The organism is Marinilactibacillus piezotolerans (assembly GCF_900114235.1).
GTDB lineage: Bacteria > Bacillota > Bacilli > Lactobacillales > Carnobacteriaceae_A > Marinilactibacillus > Marinilactibacillus piezotolerans.
In genome coordinates, this window is sequence record NZ_FOSJ01000019.1 from 20,207 (window position 1) to 40,862 (window position 20,656).

A 20,656-nucleotide genomic window follows, 5' to 3' on the forward strand; every position below is an offset into this window, starting at 1 on the left:
GGATGTGCGTTTTTGTTATTTAAGTATATGTTTCATTCATCGTCTTCTACTAAAGAAACAGGATGAAATTCTTTATCTTTGCAAAGTAGGAAATTCAATTCAAAATCATTATGGTATCCTTGAAGATTATATACGATATTTTCACCATTCTGCAGTCGATCTTTACGGAACAAAGAAGGATGCAACTTTTTAACCACATCAATCAGAGCAAGCAGCAGCATATCTGGTGTTTTTAATAAATTTCTGAAATCGTCATCGCTAAGTCGGTAACTTTTAAAGAATTCTTCGGTAAAGTCATTATCTGGTCGAAGAGCAGATACAAAGCGAAGGCTGGTGGGAGTCATATAGCGTAACTTAAAGGAATCACTCTCACGATCATAAATAATAAAGTCAGCAGAATAAAGCTCCTGATCCATTTCAAAAAGCAACTTATATTTCTTGATATCAATATCATTTAACTTTGGATCTTCATCAATCATTGTGTTGAATTCTTTTAATAAACTATCCAGTATTCTCATCTGGTCAAAATTCATTTATCGCACCTCCTTTTTCAAATTCATTATAGCATTATCAAAATGCTTTCGCACATCAAACCCTATTTAATGAGAGAATCATAGAAGGCAAAGCCTATTGAATAGTAGAATAGAATCAATTCGTTCTTTTATTATGCCATTTTAATACATTAAAGACTTCCACATTTCTAATCAGATCTATACTAACCCTTTTGACTCGTCCATCTTTTAGTTTCAGTATGATCTTGTCACCTAAATATCCCATAACTAAGCAATTAACGTCCGGGTAGAATCGCCCGTTTCTTAGTACATTCGCTTGGATTGCAACGGGAGATTTTGTAAGATAAGCCTCATAAAGTACTGTAGAAATTTCTTCCATAGTCATTTCTTCTTTCGCTGGGATGTCGCTCTTCTCGTCTTCTGCTTTCATCTTTTTTAATGCTTCAGAGTGATCTGATAGCATCATGCCCATCCACTTCATTTTTCCTCTATCTTTATATCCTAATTTATCTGGATTGAGTAGAACTACTTCTTCCGCCATATTGATTCCTCCTGAAACGAATATATGTTTGTATATTTTAATAATAGGAACAAATGTTCCATAAGTCAAGTGGAATAATTTGAAATGCTTTATATTTCTTAATAATGATTTTAACTATTCTACTAACAACTAGAGCCCGTATAAGAATTCTGGATGAGAATGAATCGTTTTACAGTTTAGAAGAAGAGTTCCAAAGACAACAATTGTATTAAAATTATTGATCCACTATACTATGGGTAAATGAAGACAGAATAAGGAGGAGTCTAAAATGAATAGAATTAATCTTATTGCAATAGGCGTTAAAAATATGGAAAAAGCACTAGCGTTTTACAAAGGAATAGGATTCAAATGTTATGATGATTCTCCCAATCCACCTATAGTATTTTTTGATAATCAGGGAACAAAATTAGAGTTATTCCCTTTAAACGAATTGGCACAAGATATTAATGCGAAGAATCCACCTGCTATTACGAACCAGGGTTTTAGTGGAATCACTTTTGCTATTAATACGAAAGAAAAAGAAGAAGTAGATGAACTAATGGCATTAGTAAAAGAAAATGGCGGTAAAATTGCAAAAACACCTGAAACGGTATCGTGGGGTGGATATAGTGGTTACTTTCAAGATCCCGATGGTTATTATTGGGAAGTGGCCTATGCAGATAGCTGGAAGTTTGATAAGGACAATATGCTGGTGATCGAACCATAATGTATGGGGAAAATTTTTGATAGAAGGTGAATAGAAATGATAGAAATGAAAAGAGTAGAATCGGCAACGTTAGATGCAATGATTGAACAAGTTTTTGCTGAACAAGATATTAGTCACTTTGGAAATATAGTGGAAGAAAATAAAGAAAAAATAGCCATAGGTGCATACTTAGACAAGAAGTTAGTGGGAGGAATCGTTGCTGACAAAGAATACCAGACTATTCATGTTTCATTATTAGCGATTACCCAAGGCGCTAGAGGATTATCAATAGGCAGTAAATTACTGCGTGAAATTGAAATAATTGCAAAAGAAAAAGGCATTATCCATATCACCCTTACAACGAGAAGCTATCAGGCAGTCGACTTTTATAAAAAGAATGGCTATACAGTTTTTGCTGAATTAGAAGATATGCCTATAGAAGGCGTAACGAAGTACTATTTTGATAAAAGACTAAAGTGAATAAAGAGTCAGTTTTTTTAATAGCTTGAATCTCTTCTGGTTGAACCTGTCCAAGTTCATATGTATATGATTTTGAGTGGGACAAATATGCTGGGTTTGCCGGAAATTGTGCAAAAGCTATGGAAACCGCTGGTTATATTAGACCTTACAATATTTATATTTCATATGTAATGAATTAACAACTCGTAAATCTTTAAAGAATAGGATTCAAAAAGAAGGTTAGAATTATGAAAATCAATGGCGATAAATTATTAATTATAGGCTTGATCGCTTCGATTTTAAGTATAATAATTGGCTATCTCCTTTGGGATATTTTGATACCTATCCAAGATTATAACTTATCGACTAAGGAGCAGTTGCTAGAAGCGCAAAAAGAAGCAGCTATAAATCCCACTTTAGGAAGATTTCTTCTACATTTTGGATTTATCGGATTAGCGATTACAGCTATAGGATATATATGGATGTAAATTCAATCTAAACGTTAAAAATAAAATTTTTAAATAAGATACAAGTATGCCGTAACCAAATGAGTTATGGTGTACTTGTATTTTGATCTATATAAAGAATAAGAGATTCAGGATTGATCATTTATCATTATATTAAATCATACCTGAATTATAAATAAAATTAGATATTTTCTGCTTCTAACGCTTAATTCTATAAAGAATATATGGTAGACGCCTAAGAACAGGAAAATTGGTTTGCTCTTTTTTCGTTAGAATTTGATTCTCTTTCTCTATCTCTTTAGCTTATAGCATTTATCATAAACAAAAGAAGAGGAATGCCAGTATATTGGCATTCCTCTTCTTTATTCTTCCTATACGGATGTTTTAATGGAGTTGAGGGGAGTCGAACCCCTGTCCAGACACATTGGCACTCAAGCCTCTACGTTCATAGTTACACTATTAGATTTCGCTCAACACTAGCCGTATAACAGGCATCATGTGTCGCTAGTCTGATAATCTCTTCTTATTCTTACAGACGGAAAGAATAAGCGTATCCCACTTAATTATAGGACCCAAACGTGACACGTGGGCGATGCCAGTTCGGATCACGCTAATAAGCTGTTATTACGCAGCTAAAGCGTAAGTGTTATTGTTATTGTTTGCAGTTATATTTAACTGTGACGTTGATATGCAGTCTCGTCACCTGCAGAACGCAACTCAAGCTCAATCTATGCCTGTCGAATCCGTAACAACCCCGATATAGAGTATAACTTGATAGCAAATGGATTGTATAAACCATCCATTTCTAAGAATAGTATAGCACAAATGTCTCGAAAATGAAAGTCTGTTCGCTTATAGGACATTAACCGTGTGATTCAAATGACCACTTGTTATAATAGTTTAAAACAAGCGAAAGGTGTACAGAAAAATGGATTCAAAAATATTGCAATTAAAAGATTATATAGACGAAGCAGAAATAGTCGTCTTTTTTGGTGGAGCGGGTGTTTCTACTGAAAGTGGTTTGCCAGACTATAGATCACGAAATGGTCAGTATACTGAAATGGAAGAACAGAATTTAGATCCTAAAGTAATCATGAGTCGTAAATATCTGATAGAGAATCCAGAAGCCTTCTTTAATAGACCTAAAAAAAGTGTGGCTATACCGGAACCAAATGATGCCCATAAAACATTAGCAAAAATGGAACAAGCTGGGAAAGATATACGTGTGATTACACAGAATGTAGACGGTCTTCACCAGAAAGCAGGGCATCGATTTGTACTGGAATTACATGGGCATAATCGAACCTGGTACTGTATGGAATGTTCAAGAGTCTACGAGCCAGAAGAAGTTGAAAGAGATGAACGGCATATACCAAGATGTCCAATTGAACAGGGAATCGTCAGGCCAAGTGTCGTATTATTTGGAGAGAACCCAGATAAAGGAGTATTAGAGAAAAGTAGAGAGACGATCCATAAAGCAGATCTACTGATTATTGCCGGGACTTCACTAACTGTAAATCCAGCTAAAAACTTAATCCATCGATTTAAGGGAAAACGTGTAGTAGTCATCAATAATGAAGAGATAGATACCGGAAAGTTAAAAGTTGACCTTTATATAGAAGGAAAAGTAGGAGAGACCTTTAAGGCTATAAATGAATAATAAAAAATACGTTCAGTATATAGAGAATAAGCTTCTTTATATACTGAGCGTATTTTTTTAATAATTCATAATTCTATTTGAGCCTTCGTCAGAATCATACTGATAGTGTTCATATATTTGAGCTAACAGCATAGGGTCTGAACTGACCTTATAAAGAAGATTGGCAGCGGCCTGCAGCGACTGATCTTTCTTTGCGGCTCTAGCTGCATCTGTTTTTGTACATATAGTCAGATCATCTAATACATTATGAAAATCTTTAAGGAAATTCTTGAAGCCATGACTGTCTTCTAACAATACATTTTTTACAGATCTATTTTTGCGATGAAGATAAACAAGATAGTCCTCTACCGTCATCCCCAAATTTTCAGCGAAGGTTATAATTTCTTTATATTCCATATTTTCATTCATTCAGATATACCTCTACATTCTTCCATTAATACATTGATAAAATATTAACGAATTTAAATTATAAGTATTAAATATATTATAATTCTAAAAGGTCTGAGCCAGTTTGTAAATAAAAAAAGTGAATTATTAGGAATCTATAATAAATAACAGTAACAATTACACAGAAGTTGTTAAAAGTGAATATAAGTATAAAATGAGAAAATAATAATGTATAAAATGCTGAATAAAATTCCAATTAGTGAATAAATTCATTGAATATTCGATTAGAAGTAATATATGGAAAAAAGAGAGCGTAAGTTAAAAAAAAAGAAAAACCTTATTATTAATATAACTAAATTGTTCAAAAAGATGTCACAATTATTTGTAATCGATTCCAAACTCTAAATCACCAAATGCATAAATCATTAATTAAGAATAATAAGTAAATTATTTTAAATTTACTGACAATTACCATTGACTTTATCATTTAATAAAGATAAGATTTGAAAAACATTATAAAAATGTGTTTATTCTAATTTAAAAAAGTGAGTACATGATTCATTAGGTAGAAGGAGTGGATGATAAATGGGGTACAAAGTTTGGGAAGAAGCATTAGCAGCTAATTATGAGGCAACTGTTTCATGGAGAAGACATTTACATGAAAATCCAGAGCCTTCTTTCGAAGAATATGAAACCCGTAAATATATTGCCGAGAAACTAAGATCATTTGGATATGAAGAAGTTGAAGAAGGAATTGGTGGTGGAGGAATTGTTGCTTACCTGAGGGGAAAACATGATGGACCGACAATTGGATTTAGAGCTGATTTTGATGCTTTGAAGATCCAGGAAGCAACCGGATTATCTTTTTCATCTAAAAATCCCGGTGTTATGCATGCATGTGGACATGATGGGCATACAGCAACCTTGCTTAGTGTAGCCAAGGTAATGAAAGAATACCAGTCAAGCCTATCAGGTACAGTGAAATTTATATTTCAACATGCAGAAGAAGTTTTACCGGGTGGCGGCAAAGCAATGGTTGAAGCCGGTGTACTGGACGATGTGGACTTTGTATATGGACTTCATCTGAGATCGCCACTTGAATACGGTAAGGTTACTTATTGTTCAGGCTATGCTATGGCAGCTCCAGATTTCTTTGAGATTAAGATTCAAGGTAAAGGTGGACATGCAGCACATCCTGATTCAACAGTGGATTCAGTTGTCGTAGCTTCTTATGTAGTGAACCAGCTTCAATCACTCATTAGCCGTAAAAAAGATCCTGCTAAATCAGGCGTACTGACATTCTCAACGTTTAAGGCGGGAGACGGAGCACATAATGTTATTGCAGATACTGCTTTGCTTAAAGGAACAGTTCGTACATTTGCTCCGGAAGTAAGAGATATGATAGAAGAAAAAATCAAATCCATGACAGAACAAATCTGTAAAGCACATGATGCAACGTGTGAAGTCAATTATGGACGTGGTTATCCAGCTCTTTATAATCATGAAAAAGAAACTGAACTAATTGCTGATATATTTAAAGAAACATTCGGAGATGAAACGGTCGAATCAACCCCGTTACGTATGGGTGGAGAAGATTTTGCTTATTTCTTGGAGGAAAAGCCTGGTTCATTTTTCTTCGTTAATTCAGGTAACGAAGAAAAGGGAATCATTTATCCTCATCATCATCCAAAATTTGACTTTGATGAACGGGCACTCTTGTTAGGTGGCAAGTGCTTTTTAGCCATCATCGATCATTACTTGACCGAGAAAGAAACGAATAAAGTCAAAGAATCAGCAGTAGTTGGAGAATAGCTCACTTGTACTAAATGAATAAAGTATAGAAAGAAGGAGAAGGATCATGGCATACCAAACATGGGCAGATGAATTAAAACAAAATTTTGATGAAACCGTCAGCTGGAGAAGACATTTACATGAGCATCCAGAACCTTCATTTGAAGAAAAAGAAACAGCACAGTTTATTTTGACAAAATTAAAAGAATTCGGCGTAGAAGATATTCAAACAAATGTAGGGAATGGTTATGGAATCGTTGCAAAAATTAAAGGAGCCCATCCCGGACCTACTATTGCTTTACGCGCTGATTTTGATGCCTTAAGAATTAAAGAAGAAGCGGATGTTCCATTCAAATCAAAGAAAGAAGGATTCATGCATGCTTGTGGGCATGACGGACATACTGCTTCACTCTTAAGTGTCGCAAAAGTATTAGTCAATCATAGAGACGAATTAAAAGGCAATGTCGTGTTACTTCATCAGAATGCTGAAGAAGTATTACCTGGGGGAGCCAAGTCAATGGTAGAAGCAGGAGCCTTGAACGATGTGGATTATGTATTTGGAATACATTTGGGGGCAACGCAGGAATTAGGAAAGGTTTATTATAATTATAGTTTTGGCTCAGCAAATTCAGATACATTTACATTAAATATTCAAGGAAAAGGTGGTCACGGGGCAGCTCCACATGATACTCATGATGCCCTGACGATCGGAACACAAATCGTATCGAGCTTACAGCAGATTGTGAGTCGCCTGACTGATCCGGTTAAGCCGGCAGTTTTGACCTTTGCAGGGTTTAATGCGGGTGGAGAAGCATATAATATTATTGCAGACACAGCTGAGATTAAAGGAACGATTCGAACCATGCATAAAGAAATACAAGACCTGATGGAGAGCAAGTTAAAGTCTATCAGTGCCGGTATTGCAGAAGCCTTTGATGCTACCTTAGCTGTCGATTATGTTAGAGGTTATCCATCTATTCAAAATGATCCAGCACAAGTAGAAAGAATCAAACAAAAATTTTCAACCGTATTTGATGAAGATGTTATGGAAGAAGAAGTTGAAGGATCTATGGGCGGAGAGGATTTTGCTTACTTCTTAAAGGAAAAACCGGGGGCATTTTTAAGAGTAGGTGCACAGTTTCCAGATGATGATTCTCCATACCCGCATCATCATCCTAAATTTGTTATTCATGAAGATTCTTTATTAAGATCAGGAGAAGTATTTTTAGCCATTATAGATGAATATCTTAGTTGAAAATTCAAAGTATAAGGTGGACTTGTACGAAGCAAAGGGGAGGAAAATATGCAAAAATTTATCACGAAACGACTATTAACAGCTATTCCAGTGTTGATTATGATTTCGATGGCTGCATTTTTAATGGTGAATTTAACGCCTGGGAATCCAGCTGAATTATATGTTATGCCAGATGCTACTGCAGAACAGATTGCTGCAACTGAACGTGCTCTAGGGTTAGATCAACCAATGCCGATTCAATATATTCGCTGGTTAGGAAGAGCATTAACACTGGATTTAGGCAATTCATTTTCAACTAGATATCCAGTACTGCCCATTATCCTTTCTAGATTGATTCCGACAGTTGTTCTGATGGGTTCAACATTGTTGTTTTCATATATCATTGCGATTCCACTGGGGATTATCAGTGCTAGAAAACAGGGTACATGGATTGATAACCTGCTGACTGGTGGATCATTTATCGGTGTCTCAATTCCTAACTTTTTCTTGGGACTTGGACTGATCTATATCTTTGCTGTTCAGTTAGGATGGTTGCCGACTGGCGGGATGACAGAATTAGGTGGAGATGGTGGGTTCTTTGAAGTCATTAGACACCTCATACTACCTGTTATTGTACTTTCAGCATTTTATATAGCGAACATGTCAAGGTATATGCGTTCAACGATGATACAAGTTTATGGAGAAAACTATATGCGAACCGCTACAGCAAAAGGGTTAGCTTCAAAAACAATTTTAACAAAGCACGGATTAAGAAATGCAATGATTCCAGTTATTACAATTATTGGAACGGATCTGCCTAGATTGGTTGGGGGAGCAATCGTTACAGAGCAGATCTTCCAGTGGCCGGGTTTAGGACGATTAACAATAACAGCGATCCAGCAGCGGGATTATCCGATTTTGATGGCTGTTACGATGTTATCTGCTGTAGTCGTTTTAGTCGCTAACTTGTTAGTAGATATTATGTATGCTGTAGTCGATCCGCGAATCAAATATAACTAATGAAAGGGAGAGAGTAGATGGCTCAAAATGTAGGTAGAAATAGTAAGTCAGAGTCACTTTTTCACTTAGCAGATACTGCTGAACGTGCAAATTTCCCTGGAAGTTCAGCAGAACAGGTAGTTACTAATGGAGATAGTTACGTTAAGACAATTGCTAAGCGGTTTTTCAAAAATAAAGTAGCTGTAGTAAGTTTGGGAATCTTTATAACCATGATTTTAATTGCAGTCTTTGCGAATCAGCTTGCACCTCATGCCAGAGACGCTTCTGTGGGAAGATTTCAAGCTGCTCCTTACGATAATTTCTTTTTAGGAACAGATGATATTGGTAGAGATACCTTGACCAGGTTGATTCACGGAACACAAGTATCTATGATTGTCGGGATTTGTTCGGTTGCTATCTATGTAGTAATTGGAACATCTCTAGGATTAGTGTCAGGTTACTTTGGTGGATTCATTGATGCCACAATCATGCGAGTGACAGAAGCTTTTATGTCGTTTCCATTTTTCTTAGTCATTTTGACCTTGGTTTCACTCCTTGGCTCAGGAATATGGGTGGTAACGATTGTCTTAGGAGTGTTGAGTTGGCCACCGCTGTGTAGGCTGGTTCGTGGACAAGTATTGACATTGAAAGAACAGGATTTTGTCTTGGCAGCAGAAGCTACAGGATATTCAACATTTGGAATTATGTTTGTACACATCTTGCCAAATGTTATTTCTCCTATTCTGGTTAATGCTACTTTTGGGATTGCTACAGCCATTCTAACTGAAGCATCGCTTAGTTTCTTGGGGGTTGGAGTCCAGCCGCCTAGACCCAGCTGGGGGAATATCTTGTCTCAGGCACAATCCATTCGAGTCTTGACTTCCGAACCATGGAGATGGGTACCTGCAGGTATTCTGATCTTTGTTGCAGTACTTGCCATCAACTTTATTGGAGAAGGTTTAAGAGAAGCAATCGAAGGAGAAAACAAAGGATAAGAGATAAGTTGATTTAGTGATTCAAAAGCTTTTATAAAATAGATTTATAGGGAATTCAGTTCATAGTAGAAAAAGATTTATAGTCATTCAATTCATAGTAGAAAAAAGATTTATAGGCATTCAATTCATAGTAGAAAAAGATTTACACGGGGAAAGTCTATTTAAAAGGGGAGAAATTTCATGTCAAATTGGAAAACAAAATTAAAATTTGGAGCAACGATTTTTGCTTCAACTATGGTTCTTGCAGCGTGTGGGGATTCTGCAGTTCCTGGTCCAGAAGATGCAGCAGAAGGTGGAGCTGAAGGAGAAAGTAGTGTTCCGCAAGCAGAAGAAGGCGACACCAGTACACTAATGGTGGGGATGACCAATGCACCAGACAGTTTTAATCCGTTCTATGCTCCAGGTATTGCTGGGAAATGGATTCAACGTTTTATGTATGACAGCTTACTCGTCATGCCAGAAGCAGACTCATGGGAAAGTGCTTTGGCATCTAGCTTTGAAACTGAAGACAATCAAGTATTCAGCATTGAAATTGATCCTGATGCTAACTGGACAGATGGAGAACCTGTTACGGCAGATGACGTAGCTTTCACGTTGAATGCTATTGCTAATCCTGAAGTTGAAACATCTTTAGGTACACGTATCGCAATGATTGAAGGGACAGATGATTCAGGTGTCTTGGAAGAAGGCGCAGAAGAACTTTCAGGAGTAGAGGTAACAGGCGATAAGTCATTAACCATTACAACAAAAACTCCTGTCGATGTCGCTTTAATGAAAGAATTCGTAGGATTTGATGTTCTGATTGCACCGGAACATATTTTTGGAGAAATGGAACCATCAGAAATTTCAAACTCTGAAGCAGCAACACAACCCTCTGTATTTAGTGGACCATATAAATTCGTAGAATATGACAATGATAACTATGTTCAGCTCGAAGCAAACGAAGATTACTATAGAGGCGCACCGAAAATTGAAACAATCTATGGAAGAATCATGAATGGTACAGCGATGGTTACTGAATTCCAGGCAGGTAATTTACACATGGCTGCAGGTGGTGGTATCGGAATGGTTCCAATTCAAGATATTTCACTTTTAGAAGATATTGAAGGTTTAGAAGTACAAGAAAATCCAAGTTTCAATGGTCAATATATGATCATCAATAATGAAAAATTCCCGGATCCAGAAGTGCGTAAGGCATTCATTCACGCAATCGATCGTCAATTGACTGTAGATAACTTGCTAGAAGGACGGGGAGAAGTATTATCAAGTATGTATACTTCAGCTAGCCCTTACCATTCTGATGAGATCGAACCGTTGGAATATGATCCAGAATTAGCAAAACAAATGCTGGAAGATGCTGGTTTTGATTTCAGTCAGACACTTAAATTTGGTGTTCCAACTGGAAATGCCGTCAGAGAACAAAATGGTAACTTGATCCAACAAGCACTAACAGATATTGGAGTCAAAGTTGATCAACAGAATTATGACTTCCCGACATGGCTGCAAACAGCTCAAGACTTGGATTATGATATAGGTCTAATGGGATTTGGACATACAGTGGACCCAAATGTTTCAAGCTATATCCAAACGGGCGCCTCTTCCAATAATACAGCAACTGCTGACCCAGTGATTGATGACTTATTGGCTCAAGGTAATGAAGCAACAACCTTTGATGAAAGATATGAAATCTATCTAGAATTACAACAATATATGCAAGACCAAGCTGTAATCGTTCCGTTGTACTCTGATTCTCAATTCTCAGTTCAAGTGGACTACTTGAATGGTGGAATTAATGAGTACTGGGCAGGATCTCTATACAATGTCCATGAATGGACATTAGATCCACAAGAGTAATCGAATGTGAAAATAATTAGTGGTAATTATGATAGGGCGTAAAGAATGTCTGCGCCCTATTATAATAGTAGGAAAAGGAAAGATAGAGGTGAACAAAATGGATAACACAAATGTGCTGGAAATTAAGGATCTGGCTATTTCTTTTAAAACCTTTGAGGGGAAAGTCCAAGCTGTTCGAGGGGTGAATTTTGAACTGAAAAAAGGAGAAACATTAGCAATCGTTGGCGAGTCAGGTTCAGGTAAATCTGTTTCTACCAAAGCAGTTAACCGATTGTTACCTAAAAAAAATTCGATTATCGAAAGTGGTCAGATACTATTTGAAGGCAAAGATCTATTAACCATTTCAGATAAAGAAATGCAAGAGATTCGCGGTAATGATATAGCCATGATTTTCCAGGATCCAATGACCTCTTTAAATCCAACAATGCAAGTGGGTAGACAAATTGCTGAACCGATGATCAAGCATCAGCATTTATCAAGTGAAAAGGCTAGAAATAAAGCTATAGAATTAATGAGACTAGTAGGAATCAAGAATCCGGAACAAACACATAAACATTATCCGCATCAGTTTTCTGGTGGTATGAGACAGCGGGTTATGATCGCTATCTCGTTAGCTTGTGAACCTAAAATTTTAATTGCTGATGAACCAACTACAGCATTGGATGTAACGATACAAGCGCAGATTTTAAGCTTGATGAATAATCTGAAAAAGGAACTGGATACATCAATCATTTTTATTACGCATGATCTAGGGGTAGTAGCCCAGATGGCAGACCGAGTTGCGGTAATGTATGCAGGCCAAATTGTTGAGATCGGTACAGCAGATGAAATTTTTTATAATCCAATGCATCCTTATACTTGGGGCTTACTAGCATCTATGCCGACCTTGGATGTTAACCAGACGGATCTCTATAATATTCCAGGCTCACCACCGAACTTACTGCATCCACCAGTTGGAGATGCATTTGCATCCAGGAATGAATTTGCTTTAGCCATTGATTTTGAACAAGAACCGGAAATGTTCAAAGTCACTGATACCCATTATGCAAAAACGTGGTTATTGCATAATGAGGCACCGGATGTAACCCCTCCAGCAGAAGTCGTTAGACGTAAAGCAAAATATCAGCGTTTATTTGCTGAAAAAAAGATCAATAATCAGGTAGGAGGTGAAGTAGTTGGTAGCAGAGGTTAAAGAAAAACAGTCGATTGTTGAAATTTCCGGATACAAGCAGTATTTTAACGAAGGCAAAAGAAATGAAGTTAGAGCCGTAAATGACGTTAGTTTTAATATATATAAAGGAGAAACTTTTGGATTAGTTGGAGAGTCTGGTAGCGGTAAATCAACAACTGGTCGAGCATTGATTAAGCTGGGAGATATTACTGGTGGACAAATTCTGTATAAAGGACAAGATATCACCAAGATCAAAGGACGACGGAATCTTTTAGATTTTCGTAAATCCATGCAGATGATTTTTCAAGATCCTTATGCATCACTTAATCCGAGAATTACAGTGAAAGATATTATTGGTGGCGCCCTAAAAGTTCATGGTCTCTACAAAAATAGTAGTGAACGCAATGAAAGAGTGTATGAATTGCTTGAACAAGTAGGCTTGAGTAAAGAATTTGCTAACCGCTATCCAAAAGAGTTTTCTGGAGGACAGTGTCAACGTGTAGGGATTGCCCGGGCACTAGCAGTAGAACCTGATTTTATTATAGCAGATGAAGCCATATCAGCTCTTGATGTATCGATTCAAGCCCAAGTAGTAAATCTATTAAAAGAACTGAAAAAGGAAAATAACTTAACTTACCTATTTATTGCGCATGATTTATCTATGGTGAAATATATTAGTGACCGGATAGGTGTAATGAATAGTGGTCGAATACTTGAAATTGCTGAGGCAGATGAATTGTATCAGGCGCCGCTTCATCCGTACACTGAATCTCTTTTATCAGCTATACCCACTCCTGATCCAGAATCGGAGCGAAATCGAATCAGAACAGAATATGATCCTAAGTATCATCAATACGAAGATCTGACTAAAGTTGGGTTACACGAAATTGCGCCAGAGCACTATATCTATTGTCATCAGGACGAAGTAGAAGTGTATCGTAAAAAACGTGAAAAGTTACTAAGAGAAGGACAGAAATACGCATAAACATAATAATAAAAAATCATATGGAGGCTGATTTTAAGTAAAATCTTAATGAAATCTAGGTTTAATTCTAGAATTTAAAAGATTACTTAAAGTCAGCTTTTTTTGATATTGAGCAAGTCTTGGAACATATTTACTTTTACTATAAACATTATCAGAAAGTAGGAAGTAACACTCATGGATACATTAAAAATGAAATTGCAAGATGTGATTGATAGCAGGATGGATGAATTTTATGACTATCTGAGACTGGATTCAGTCTCAACCCAAGATAGAAAGATTCCTGAAACAGTGGAATATGTTAAAGGTATGCTGGAAAAAACTGGTGGAGAAGTACAAGTTTTAGATGATCTAGGTGGAAATCCAGTCGTATATGGATTCTTCCCAGCTGGTAAGGGAGGCAATAAAGATAAAACATTACTTTTTTACAATCATTATGATGTTCAACCAGAAGACCCAATTGATGAATGGGAAAGTGCACCTTTTGAGCCTACAGTAAAAGACGATATCCTTTATTGTCGTGGAGTAGCTGACAATAAAGCAAATTTGATGGTAAGACTGAATGCGATCCAGGCCTTACTGGATTCTGAAGAAGGTCTATCTTGTAACGTAAAATTTTTGATTGAAGGAGAAGAAGAGAATGGAAGCCCATCTTTAGGCGGATACTTAGAAAAATATGCTGATCTATTCAAAAGTGACGCTTGTATCTGGGAGTTCGGTGGTAAAGATGAAGATGAAAATTATGTTATCGAAGCCGGAATTAAAGGAATGGCTTATTTTGATTTATATGTTGAAAGTGCTGATGTTGATATTCACTCTTCAATTGGTGCGGTAGTAGATAATGCAGCATGGAGATTAACTCATGCATTGGCAAGTTTGAGAAATGCAGATAATCAAGTATTAGTAGAAGGTTTTTATGATGATATTACACCGCCTACTGATTTTGAAAAAGAAGTCGTGGCCAGAAAACCATTTGATGAAGAAAAGACAAAGGAACTTTATGGATTAAAACATCCACTCATCACAAAAGATTTAGAATGGACACCAAATGAAGCTTTAGCCTTTTATCCGACAATGACAATCTGTGGATTTATTTCTGGTTATACTGGTCCTGGATCTAAAACTGTTTTACCTAGAGCTGCTTCAGCAAAGCTGGATTGCCGTATTGTTCCTGGTCAAGATCCAGAGAAGATCCATAAACTGATTAGAACTCACTTAGACAAAAATGGATTTGAGGATATTAAATTAGATCTGATTAAAGCACAAAAAGCGTTCCGATCAGATTTGAAAAACAATTTTGTAGATATAGTTGTTGAATCAGCCAAAAAAGCTTATGGAGAAGGAACAGATGTTGTATTGTCACCTAACAATGCGGGGACAGGACCGATGTATAATTTTGATAAATATCTGAACTTACCTGTTTTAAGCAGTGGCTGTGGTTGGGCTAATTCAAAAGCACACGCACCAAACGAATCTGTTCGTCTTAAAGATTTCTTTGAAGGAACGGCTCATATGGCGTATTTATTACAAGACTTTGGAAAGTAAAGGAGGAATATAGTGAAAGAGATACCGAAGACTAAGTTTAAGGAAACAGCTGAACAGAATCAGAAACAATTTTTTGACTATTTGAGATTAGAATCTGTCTCAACGCAGGGAAGAATGATTTCAGAGACAGCCGAATTTGTAAAAAGTATGATTGAAGAATTTGGTGGTAAAGCTGAATTATTGAATAATCTTGGTGGTCATCCAATCGTTTATGGTTTTTTTGAAGCAGGGCAAAAAGGAAATGCTGAAAAAACGTTACTTTTTTACAATCACTATGATGTTCAGCCAGAAGACCCTTTGGATGAATGGAAGACCACTCCTTTTGAGCCCACAATTATTGATGAGATCCTTTATTGCCGTGGAGTATCTGATAATAAAGCAAACTTTATGGCACGATTGAATGCTATCCAGTTGTTGAACGAATCAGAAGAAGGTCTGCCTTGTAAAGTGAAATTTCTAGTCGAGGGAGAAGAAGAAATTGGTAGTCCGAACATCGATTTGTATTTAGAGAAATATGCAGATTTATTCGAAGCTGATGCTTGTATCTGGGAATCTGGAAGCAAAGATAGTGAAGAACGTTTTACTATTGATGCCGGAATTAAAGGAATTGCTTATTTTGACGCCTGGGTAGAAAGTGCTGATGTTGACATTCACTCTTCAAAAGGTGCCGTAGTAGATAATGCAGCCTGGAGACTGACACACGCACTAAGTTCGCTCAGGACAAAAGATCATCAGGTCACCATTGACGGTTTCTATGAGATGATGAAACCACCGACCGAACTGGAAAGATCCTTTGTTGAAAAGATCCCTTTTAATGCGGATAAATTAAAAGAAAACTATGGGCTGAAAAATCCTTTGATTGTAGAAAAAATGGATAGAACACCTCAAGAAGCATTGATCTTATATCCGACCTTAACCATTTCTGGGTTATTATCTGGTTATATAGGTCCAGGATCCAAAACGGTATTACCAAGAAAAGCACAAGCTAAGATTGATGTGCGCTTAGTACCGGGAATGGATCCGAATGACGTTTATAAAGTCATTAGAAAACATTGGGATAAAAATGGGTTCAATGATGTTCAGCTAAAATTATTGACGGGAGAAAAATCTTTTCGAACGGACTTGAGTGATCCCTTTGTAGACATAGTACTTAATTCAGCAAAGAAAGTTTATGGTGAGGATGTTGTCTTAAATCCTAATTCTCCAGGAACTGGGCCAATGCATGGATTTGGAAAGTACTTAAAGGTTCCTATTCTTGGAAGCGGAACAGGATGGGCTAAATCAGGTGCACATGCTCCTAATGAAAATGTCAGGTTAAAAGACTTTTATCAGGGAATAGAACATATGGTAACTTTATTGAGCAATTTTGGCTCATAAAAATAAACAAAACGAAAAGACCCTTAGAGGCAGATAAAAATATCTGATCTTAAAGGTCTTTTTCGTTTCTATCAGACTAAATCATTTGAATAAAAAGCTTGAAATCAGATAGATTCTTGAATAGCATCGCTGTTGGTCTCTGATTCAGGAACTTGAGTTAAAACAAAGAACCCGACGAGGAATAAAATAATCAGACTAAATACTCCATAATTGGATTGTCCAGTGGCTTGCGTGATAACCGCAACTAATGCTGGGCCGATGATGGAAGCGAACCGACCGAAAATATCATAAAGTCCGAAAAATTCACTTGCTTTATGTTTAGGGATGATTCGTCCAAAATATGCTCGACTTAAAGCTTGGATTCCCCCTTGGGAAGTGGCGATCAACATAGCTAGAATCCAGAAATCTGTCAGTGTATTCATAAAGAAAGCATAAGTACAAACACCTATGTACACAATGATTGCTACATAGATCATCGTCTTTCCCGGGAAGCGGTCAGCTAACCGACCATAAAGAATAGCGAATGGAGCAGCTACGATTTGAACAGCGAACAAAACAACCAGTAAGTCAGTGGATGCCAAACCTAAATCTTTTCCATAAGCAGTAGACATTGAAATAATCGTTCCAACACCATCAATGTAGAACATATAGGCAATCAGAAAAGTGAAAGCTGCCCGGTAATGCTTAAGTTGTTGAAACGTACTGAATAATCTTTTAAAACTACTTTTGATTAATCGTGGTCTGCGTGGAACACCATGAATCTGTTCTACATTTCGAATCATTGGTAAACTGAACAATCCCCACCATAAGGCAGTCAAGACAAAAGCCAGACGAGTAGCATTGACAGTAGAAATAGGAATCACTTCATTCTGGGCAAGTAAAATAAATCCAATACTAATAATAAACGGAATACTACTTCCGATATAGCCTAAGCTGAATCCCCTTGAAGAAACGCGGTTCATCCTGTCAGGTTCGGTCACATCTACTAGAAAGCCATCATAAAAGACATTAGCCCCAGACGTTCCGATTGAAGCAATTGCATAACCAATCAGTAAAAATATCCATGATGTGTGAGGAACCAATGCAAGACTTAAAGTTCCTAATACTCCAAGTGAAAAGAAAGTAAGGAAAAAGCGTTTTTTGAAACCTTGAATATCTGCCATTGTACCCAGCAAGGGCGAAAGAAGTGCTACGATAAAAGTGAAAATAGATATCGTATAGCCTAAATAGGCTGTAGAGTTTGCATCAGAAACTCCCGATAATTCTGCAGCGCTGCTGTAGTATATTGGAAACACAGCAGTCGTCACGATAATGGAAAAAGCTGAACCAGCCCAATCATAAAACATCCAGCTATGTTCAGCTTTTGTATATTTCATTTTCATAGTAGATCCACTCCCTTTTACGTCGTTAATTTATTCTACCAAAAATCATTATTGAATATAGAAAATCAATCATTTTTTAGCTTGAAATTTACATAAGAAAGGTGTTTAAACTGAAAGAATAACAAGTGTAACAGAGCAGCCATTAATGAACAAACTAAATTGTTAACTTTATGTGAACATTTTGTAAAGAACCGCCAAAATTATTGGAATTCAGGTGAGCGAATTTAAAGAAAATGAAAGCGGAATCTTTTTGTCGTTTCCATGTGTTTTCCGAACAATAAAATAGCTGAATAATGGTTGGTTTCGGAAATAAGATATACTGAAGAAATTGTGGTCAGGATCGAGTACAAAATACATTTTTTAAAGTCTATAAGCGAGATTAAAATACTCTAATTTGTAAATTTTTTGTTCATTTATTGTAAATTAACATTTAAGATAAGAATGGAAACTCTGAATTCGATTGTTACGGTACTGGTGAAATATACAGTATGTGTAGCTTCAAGTTATCCATAACCAAAATATGTAACGACTATACGGAGGGTATAAAATAGTGGATGTACAACAAATCATTTTTCAGTTCTTAGGCGGACTTGGTATTTTCCTTTTTGGATTAAAATATATGGGAGATGGCCTGCAAAGATCAGCTGGAGATAATTTGCGTGATATTTTAAATAAATTTACATCAACACCATTTCGAGCGGTTCTAGCTGGAATCGTTGTAACAGTCTTGATTCAAAGTAGTAGCGGAACTACTGTTTTGACAGTCGGTCTGGTAAGTGCCGGATTCATGAAGTTGAAACAGGCAATTGGAATCGTGATGGGCGCAAATATTGGAACGACAGTCACGGCTTTTATTATTGGGTTTGATATAGGAGCTTATGCTTTGCCAATTATCGCAGTAGGTGCGCTTTTACTCTTTTTCTTCAAACGACCGTTTATTAACAGCTTAGGACAAGTAATTTTCGGGTTCGGAGCATTATTTTATGGGTTGGAATTAATGGGAGACGGCTTACGTCCGCTTGAAGATTTAGAAGTCTTTACAAATGCGATGGTAACTTTATCGCATAATCCAGTTCTAGGTGTAATTTCAGGGACGTTATTTACATTTATGATGCAAAGCTCATCAGCAACAATTGGAATTCTTCAAGAGTTGTATAGCCAAGGAAGTATGAGCCTGGATGCAGCGCTGCCTATCTTATTCGGAAGCAACATCGGAACAACGATTACAGCAATTTTAGCCGCAATCGGAGCAAGTGTAGCTGCTAAACGGACATCAGCTTCTCATGTAATATTCAACTTGTCTGGAACGGCCATTATTCTATTGCTGCTCAGTCCATTTACAAGTCTAGTCAGTTTCTTATCCACTCAATTCAGCTTAAATGCAGCAATGCAGATTGCGTTTGCGCATGGTATGTTCAATGTATTTAATGTGCTTGTCCAAATGTGGTTTATCAGTCAGATTGCTGCTCTAGTGACTAAGCTTGTTCCAGGAGATGATGCATTGATCGAATACGATTCTTCTCATCTGGATTACTCTATCATCCAGACAGCACCATCCGTTGCATTAAATCAAGCAAAATTAGAAATTGCCCAAATGGGTGAATTTGTTACTGAAGAATTTAAGTCTATGTTCAATTATTATAAAAATCAGGATGAAAAGAGTCGCCTGAACACTTTGCAGCTTGAAGAAGTTGTAAATAAAATTGATGTTCATTTAACAGAATATCTTATGCTGATATCCGTTGAAGACTTACCGCTACAGAACTCAACCGAACATTCAAAACTAGTAGATGGTAAGCGATGAATAGCTAGGTACCTGTGAGTCCTAGCGGCCTCCTGTTAAACTTGAGATATCTTAAGTACACAGGAGGTTTTTAATTTGGAAAAGAATAAACAGTCTATCATACCGATAACCCTACATGACGATAAAACTGATCGCCGACACATTTCGAAGTTCCATTCACAGAAAATGGTGGCACATTTAAAAAATAGTCAGACAGAGCTACTTATTTACGAGGGGATCAAACCCTCGACATTGAGAGTTCTCCTCGCGGAGATGTCATTCAATGAAACTCGTTGATTTTACTCAAGTAGAGAATATTTTTATCGTGTGTGGAAAGACGGATATGCGCCGTCAAATTGATGGATTAGCTGCGACGATCACAGAAGAATATGATATGGATGTTTATCATGAGGCCCTCTTTCTCTTCTGTGGTGGAAAGAAGGATCGGTTCAAAGCTCTTTACTGGGAAGGCGACGGCTTCCTTCTCTTATACAAGCGTTTAGAGAATGGGAAATTGAATTGGCCGCGTAACCAGAACGAGATTCAAAAGTTAAGTGCGCAACAGCTGCGTTGGCTGCTTGAAGGATTATCTGTTAATCAAAAAGTCTCCATAAAACCTGCGGTTAAAGGAAGTATAGCCTAAGAAATGAGAGAGAAATTGATGAAAAAATCAATGGCTCTCTCGTTTTCTTTTTCTGACTAGTGTAAAATTTAAGTACTATTTATGTGAGGAGAAGCAGACATGTCTATCAAGAGCGAAAAACAGTTTGAAGTGATTATTGAAAAGTTAGATCAGCTGTTAGAAGAAAACAAACAACTGAAGACCATTATC

General features: G+C 36.8%; 18 protein-coding genes, 1 other RNA gene and 1 pseudogene. 15 read left to right on the plus strand and 5 right to left on the minus strand.

Annotated elements, in window-relative coordinates:
* Positions 1-32: 32 nt before the first annotated feature.
* Together BM212_RS06200 and BM212_RS06205 are read right to left on the minus strand one after the other, a co-directional pair.
* Positions 33-533 carry a hypothetical protein gene (locus BM212_RS06200; RefSeq protein WP_072695837.1) on the minus strand — a complete coding sequence of 167 codons (501 nt, stop codon included), beginning with the start codon at positions 531-533 and terminating at the stop codon, positions 33-35.
* Between the two features lie 115 nt (positions 534-648).
* Positions 649-1,053, minus strand: coding sequence for a YolD-like family protein (locus BM212_RS06205; protein WP_072695835.1), 405 nt, complete (start codon positions 1,051-1,053; stop codon positions 649-651).
* A 268-nt stretch (positions 1,054-1,321) separates the two neighbouring features.
* Between BM212_RS06205 and BM212_RS06210 the strand changes: the two genes are divergently transcribed.
* The 3 genes from BM212_RS06210 to BM212_RS06220 all read left to right on the plus strand — a co-directional run bounded on the left by BM212_RS06210 (position 1,322) and on the right by BM212_RS06220 (position 2,685).
* The gene (locus tag BM212_RS06210) at positions 1,322-1,759 is read left to right on the plus strand and encodes a VOC family protein (protein WP_091897300.1); all 438 of its coding nucleotides are present in this window, start codon (positions 1,322-1,324) and stop codon (positions 1,757-1,759) included.
* Between the two features lie 36 nt (positions 1,760-1,795).
* The gene (locus BM212_RS06215; RefSeq protein WP_091897304.1) at positions 1,796-2,218 is read left to right on the plus strand and encodes a GNAT family N-acetyltransferase; all 423 of its coding nucleotides are present in this window, start codon (positions 1,796-1,798) and stop codon (positions 2,216-2,218) included.
* 227 nt (positions 2,219-2,445) lie between these two features.
* The gene (locus tag BM212_RS06220; protein WP_091897307.1) at positions 2,446-2,685 is read left to right on the plus strand and encodes a hypothetical protein; all 240 of its coding nucleotides are present in this window, start codon (positions 2,446-2,448) and stop codon (positions 2,683-2,685) included.
* Positions 2,686-3,049: 364 nt separating this feature from the next.
* Here BM212_RS06220 and ssrA read toward each other — a convergent pair.
* Positions 3,050-3,420, minus strand: a transfer-messenger RNA (tmRNA) gene (ssrA, locus tag BM212_RS06225).
* A 172-nt stretch (positions 3,421-3,592) separates the two neighbouring features.
* Here ssrA and BM212_RS06230 point away from each other — a divergent pair.
* Positions 3,593-4,324 carry an NAD-dependent protein deacylase gene (locus BM212_RS06230; RefSeq protein WP_091897311.1) on the plus strand — a complete coding sequence of 244 codons (732 nt, stop codon included), beginning with the start codon at positions 3,593-3,595 and terminating at the stop codon, positions 4,322-4,324.
* Positions 4,325-4,381: 57 nt separating this feature from the next.
* On the opposite strand, the gene BM212_RS06235 is transcribed toward BM212_RS06230, so the two are convergent.
* Positions 4,382-4,732 carry a hypothetical protein gene (locus BM212_RS06235; protein WP_091897314.1) on the minus strand — a complete coding sequence of 117 codons (351 nt, stop codon included), beginning with the start codon at positions 4,730-4,732 and terminating at the stop codon, positions 4,382-4,384.
* A gap of 564 nt (positions 4,733-5,296) precedes the next feature.
* On the opposite strand from BM212_RS06235, the gene BM212_RS06240 reads away from it, so the two are divergent.
* The 9 genes from BM212_RS06240 (at position 5,297) to BM212_RS06280 (ending at position 16,659) form a co-directional block, all read left to right on the plus strand.
* Positions 5,297-6,523: an amidohydrolase gene (locus tag BM212_RS06240; protein ID WP_091897317.1), complete on the plus strand. Its 1,227-nt coding sequence runs from the start codon at positions 5,297-5,299 to the stop codon at positions 6,521-6,523.
* Between the two features lie 46 nt (positions 6,524-6,569).
* Positions 6,570-7,757 (plus strand): amidohydrolase, encoded by a 1,188-nt coding sequence (locus BM212_RS06245; protein ID WP_091897320.1) that lies wholly within the window; start codon positions 6,570-6,572, stop codon positions 7,755-7,757.
* Positions 7,758-7,805: 48 nt separating this feature from the next.
* Positions 7,806-8,756 carry an ABC transporter permease gene (locus BM212_RS06250; RefSeq protein ID WP_072695819.1) on the plus strand — a complete coding sequence of 317 codons (951 nt, stop codon included), beginning with the start codon at positions 7,806-7,808 and terminating at the stop codon, positions 8,754-8,756.
* 17 nt (positions 8,757-8,773) lie between these two features.
* Positions 8,774-9,730, plus strand: coding sequence for an ABC transporter permease (locus tag BM212_RS06255; protein WP_091897323.1), 957 nt, complete (start codon positions 8,774-8,776; stop codon positions 9,728-9,730).
* 180 nt (positions 9,731-9,910) lie between these two features.
* Positions 9,911-11,584 (plus strand): ABC transporter substrate-binding protein, encoded by a 1,674-nt coding sequence (locus BM212_RS06260; protein WP_072695817.1) that lies wholly within the window; start codon positions 9,911-9,913, stop codon positions 11,582-11,584.
* A gap of 97 nt (positions 11,585-11,681) precedes the next feature.
* Positions 11,682-12,776 (plus strand): ABC transporter ATP-binding protein, encoded by a 1,095-nt coding sequence (locus BM212_RS06265; RefSeq protein WP_072695815.1) that lies wholly within the window; start codon positions 11,682-11,684, stop codon positions 12,774-12,776.
* The gene (locus BM212_RS06270; protein ID WP_091897326.1) at positions 12,760-13,740 is read left to right on the plus strand and encodes an ABC transporter ATP-binding protein; all 981 of its coding nucleotides are present in this window, start codon (positions 12,760-12,762) and stop codon (positions 13,738-13,740) included. Before BM212_RS06265 ends, BM212_RS06270 begins: the two co-directional genes overlap by 17 nt.
* 174 nt (positions 13,741-13,914) lie before the next feature.
* On the plus strand, positions 13,915-15,282 hold the full coding sequence (locus BM212_RS06275) for a M20/M25/M40 family metallo-hydrolase (protein WP_091897329.1): 1,368 nt from the start codon (positions 13,915-13,917) through the stop codon (positions 15,280-15,282).
* 12 nt (positions 15,283-15,294) lie between these two features.
* Positions 15,295-16,659, plus strand: a complete 1,365-nt coding sequence (locus BM212_RS06280) for a M20/M25/M40 family metallo-hydrolase (RefSeq protein ID WP_091897333.1) — start codon at positions 15,295-15,297, stop codon at positions 16,657-16,659.
* 104 nt (positions 16,660-16,763) lie between these two features.
* Here the strand turns inward: BM212_RS06280 and BM212_RS06285 are convergent, their stop codons facing one another.
* Positions 16,764-18,041 carry an MFS transporter gene (locus tag BM212_RS06285; protein WP_091897336.1) on the minus strand — a complete coding sequence of 426 codons (1,278 nt, stop codon included), beginning with the start codon at positions 18,039-18,041 and terminating at the stop codon, positions 16,764-16,766.
* Between the two features lie 550 nt (positions 18,042-18,591).
* Here BM212_RS06285 and BM212_RS06290 point away from each other — a divergent pair.
* Together BM212_RS06290 and tnpB are read left to right on the plus strand one after the other, a co-directional pair.
* A pseudogene (locus BM212_RS06290) lies at positions 18,592-19,833 on the plus strand (Na/Pi cotransporter family protein); the annotation flags it as partial.
* Positions 19,834-20,107: 274 nt separating this feature from the next.
* Positions 20,108-20,467 carry an IS66 family insertion sequence element accessory protein TnpB gene (gene tnpB / locus BM212_RS06300; RefSeq protein ID WP_072693819.1) on the plus strand — a complete coding sequence of 120 codons (360 nt, stop codon included), beginning with the start codon at positions 20,108-20,110 and terminating at the stop codon, positions 20,465-20,467.
* Positions 20,468-20,656: the final 189 nt, after the last annotated feature.

What these genes read in the sequence shown, in the direction of transcription:
- BM212_RS06200 (WP_072695837.1), bottom strand. Translation starts at nt 533, where the DNA reads ATGAATTTTGACCAGATGAGAATACTGGATAGTTTATTAAAAGAATTC.
- BM212_RS06205 (WP_072695835.1), bottom strand. Translation starts at nt 1,053, where the DNA reads ATGGCGGAAGAAGTAGTTCTACTCAATCCAGATAAATTAGGATATAAA.
- BM212_RS06210 (WP_091897300.1), top strand. Translation starts at nt 1,322, where the DNA reads ATGAATAGAATTAATCTTATTGCAATAGGCGTTAAAAATATGGAAAAA.
- BM212_RS06215 (WP_091897304.1), top strand. Translation starts at nt 1,796, where the DNA reads ATGATAGAAATGAAAAGAGTAGAATCGGCAACGTTAGATGCAATGATT.
- BM212_RS06220 (WP_091897307.1), top strand. Translation starts at nt 2,446, where the DNA reads ATGAAAATCAATGGCGATAAATTATTAATTATAGGCTTGATCGCTTCG.
- BM212_RS06230 (WP_091897311.1), top strand. Translation starts at nt 3,593, where the DNA reads ATGGATTCAAAAATATTGCAATTAAAAGATTATATAGACGAAGCAGAA.
- BM212_RS06235 (WP_091897314.1), bottom strand. Translation starts at nt 4,732, where the DNA reads ATGAATGAAAATATGGAATATAAAGAAATTATAACCTTCGCTGAAAAT.
- BM212_RS06240 (WP_091897317.1), top strand. Translation starts at nt 5,297, where the DNA reads ATGGGGTACAAAGTTTGGGAAGAAGCATTAGCAGCTAATTATGAGGCA.
- BM212_RS06245 (WP_091897320.1), top strand. Translation starts at nt 6,570, where the DNA reads ATGGCATACCAAACATGGGCAGATGAATTAAAACAAAATTTTGATGAA.
- BM212_RS06250 (WP_072695819.1), top strand. Translation starts at nt 7,806, where the DNA reads ATGCAAAAATTTATCACGAAACGACTATTAACAGCTATTCCAGTGTTG.
- BM212_RS06255 (WP_091897323.1), top strand. Translation starts at nt 8,774, where the DNA reads ATGGCTCAAAATGTAGGTAGAAATAGTAAGTCAGAGTCACTTTTTCAC.
- BM212_RS06260 (WP_072695817.1), top strand. Translation starts at nt 9,911, where the DNA reads ATGTCAAATTGGAAAACAAAATTAAAATTTGGAGCAACGATTTTTGCT.
- BM212_RS06265 (WP_072695815.1), top strand. Translation starts at nt 11,682, where the DNA reads ATGGATAACACAAATGTGCTGGAAATTAAGGATCTGGCTATTTCTTTT.
- BM212_RS06275 (WP_091897329.1), top strand. Translation starts at nt 13,915, where the DNA reads ATGGATACATTAAAAATGAAATTGCAAGATGTGATTGATAGCAGGATG.
- BM212_RS06285 (WP_091897336.1), bottom strand. Translation starts at nt 18,041, where the DNA reads ATGAAAATGAAATATACAAAAGCTGAACATAGCTGGATGTTTTATGAT.
- tnpB (WP_072693819.1), top strand. Translation starts at nt 20,108, where the DNA reads ATGAAACTCGTTGATTTTACTCAAGTAGAGAATATTTTTATCGTGTGT.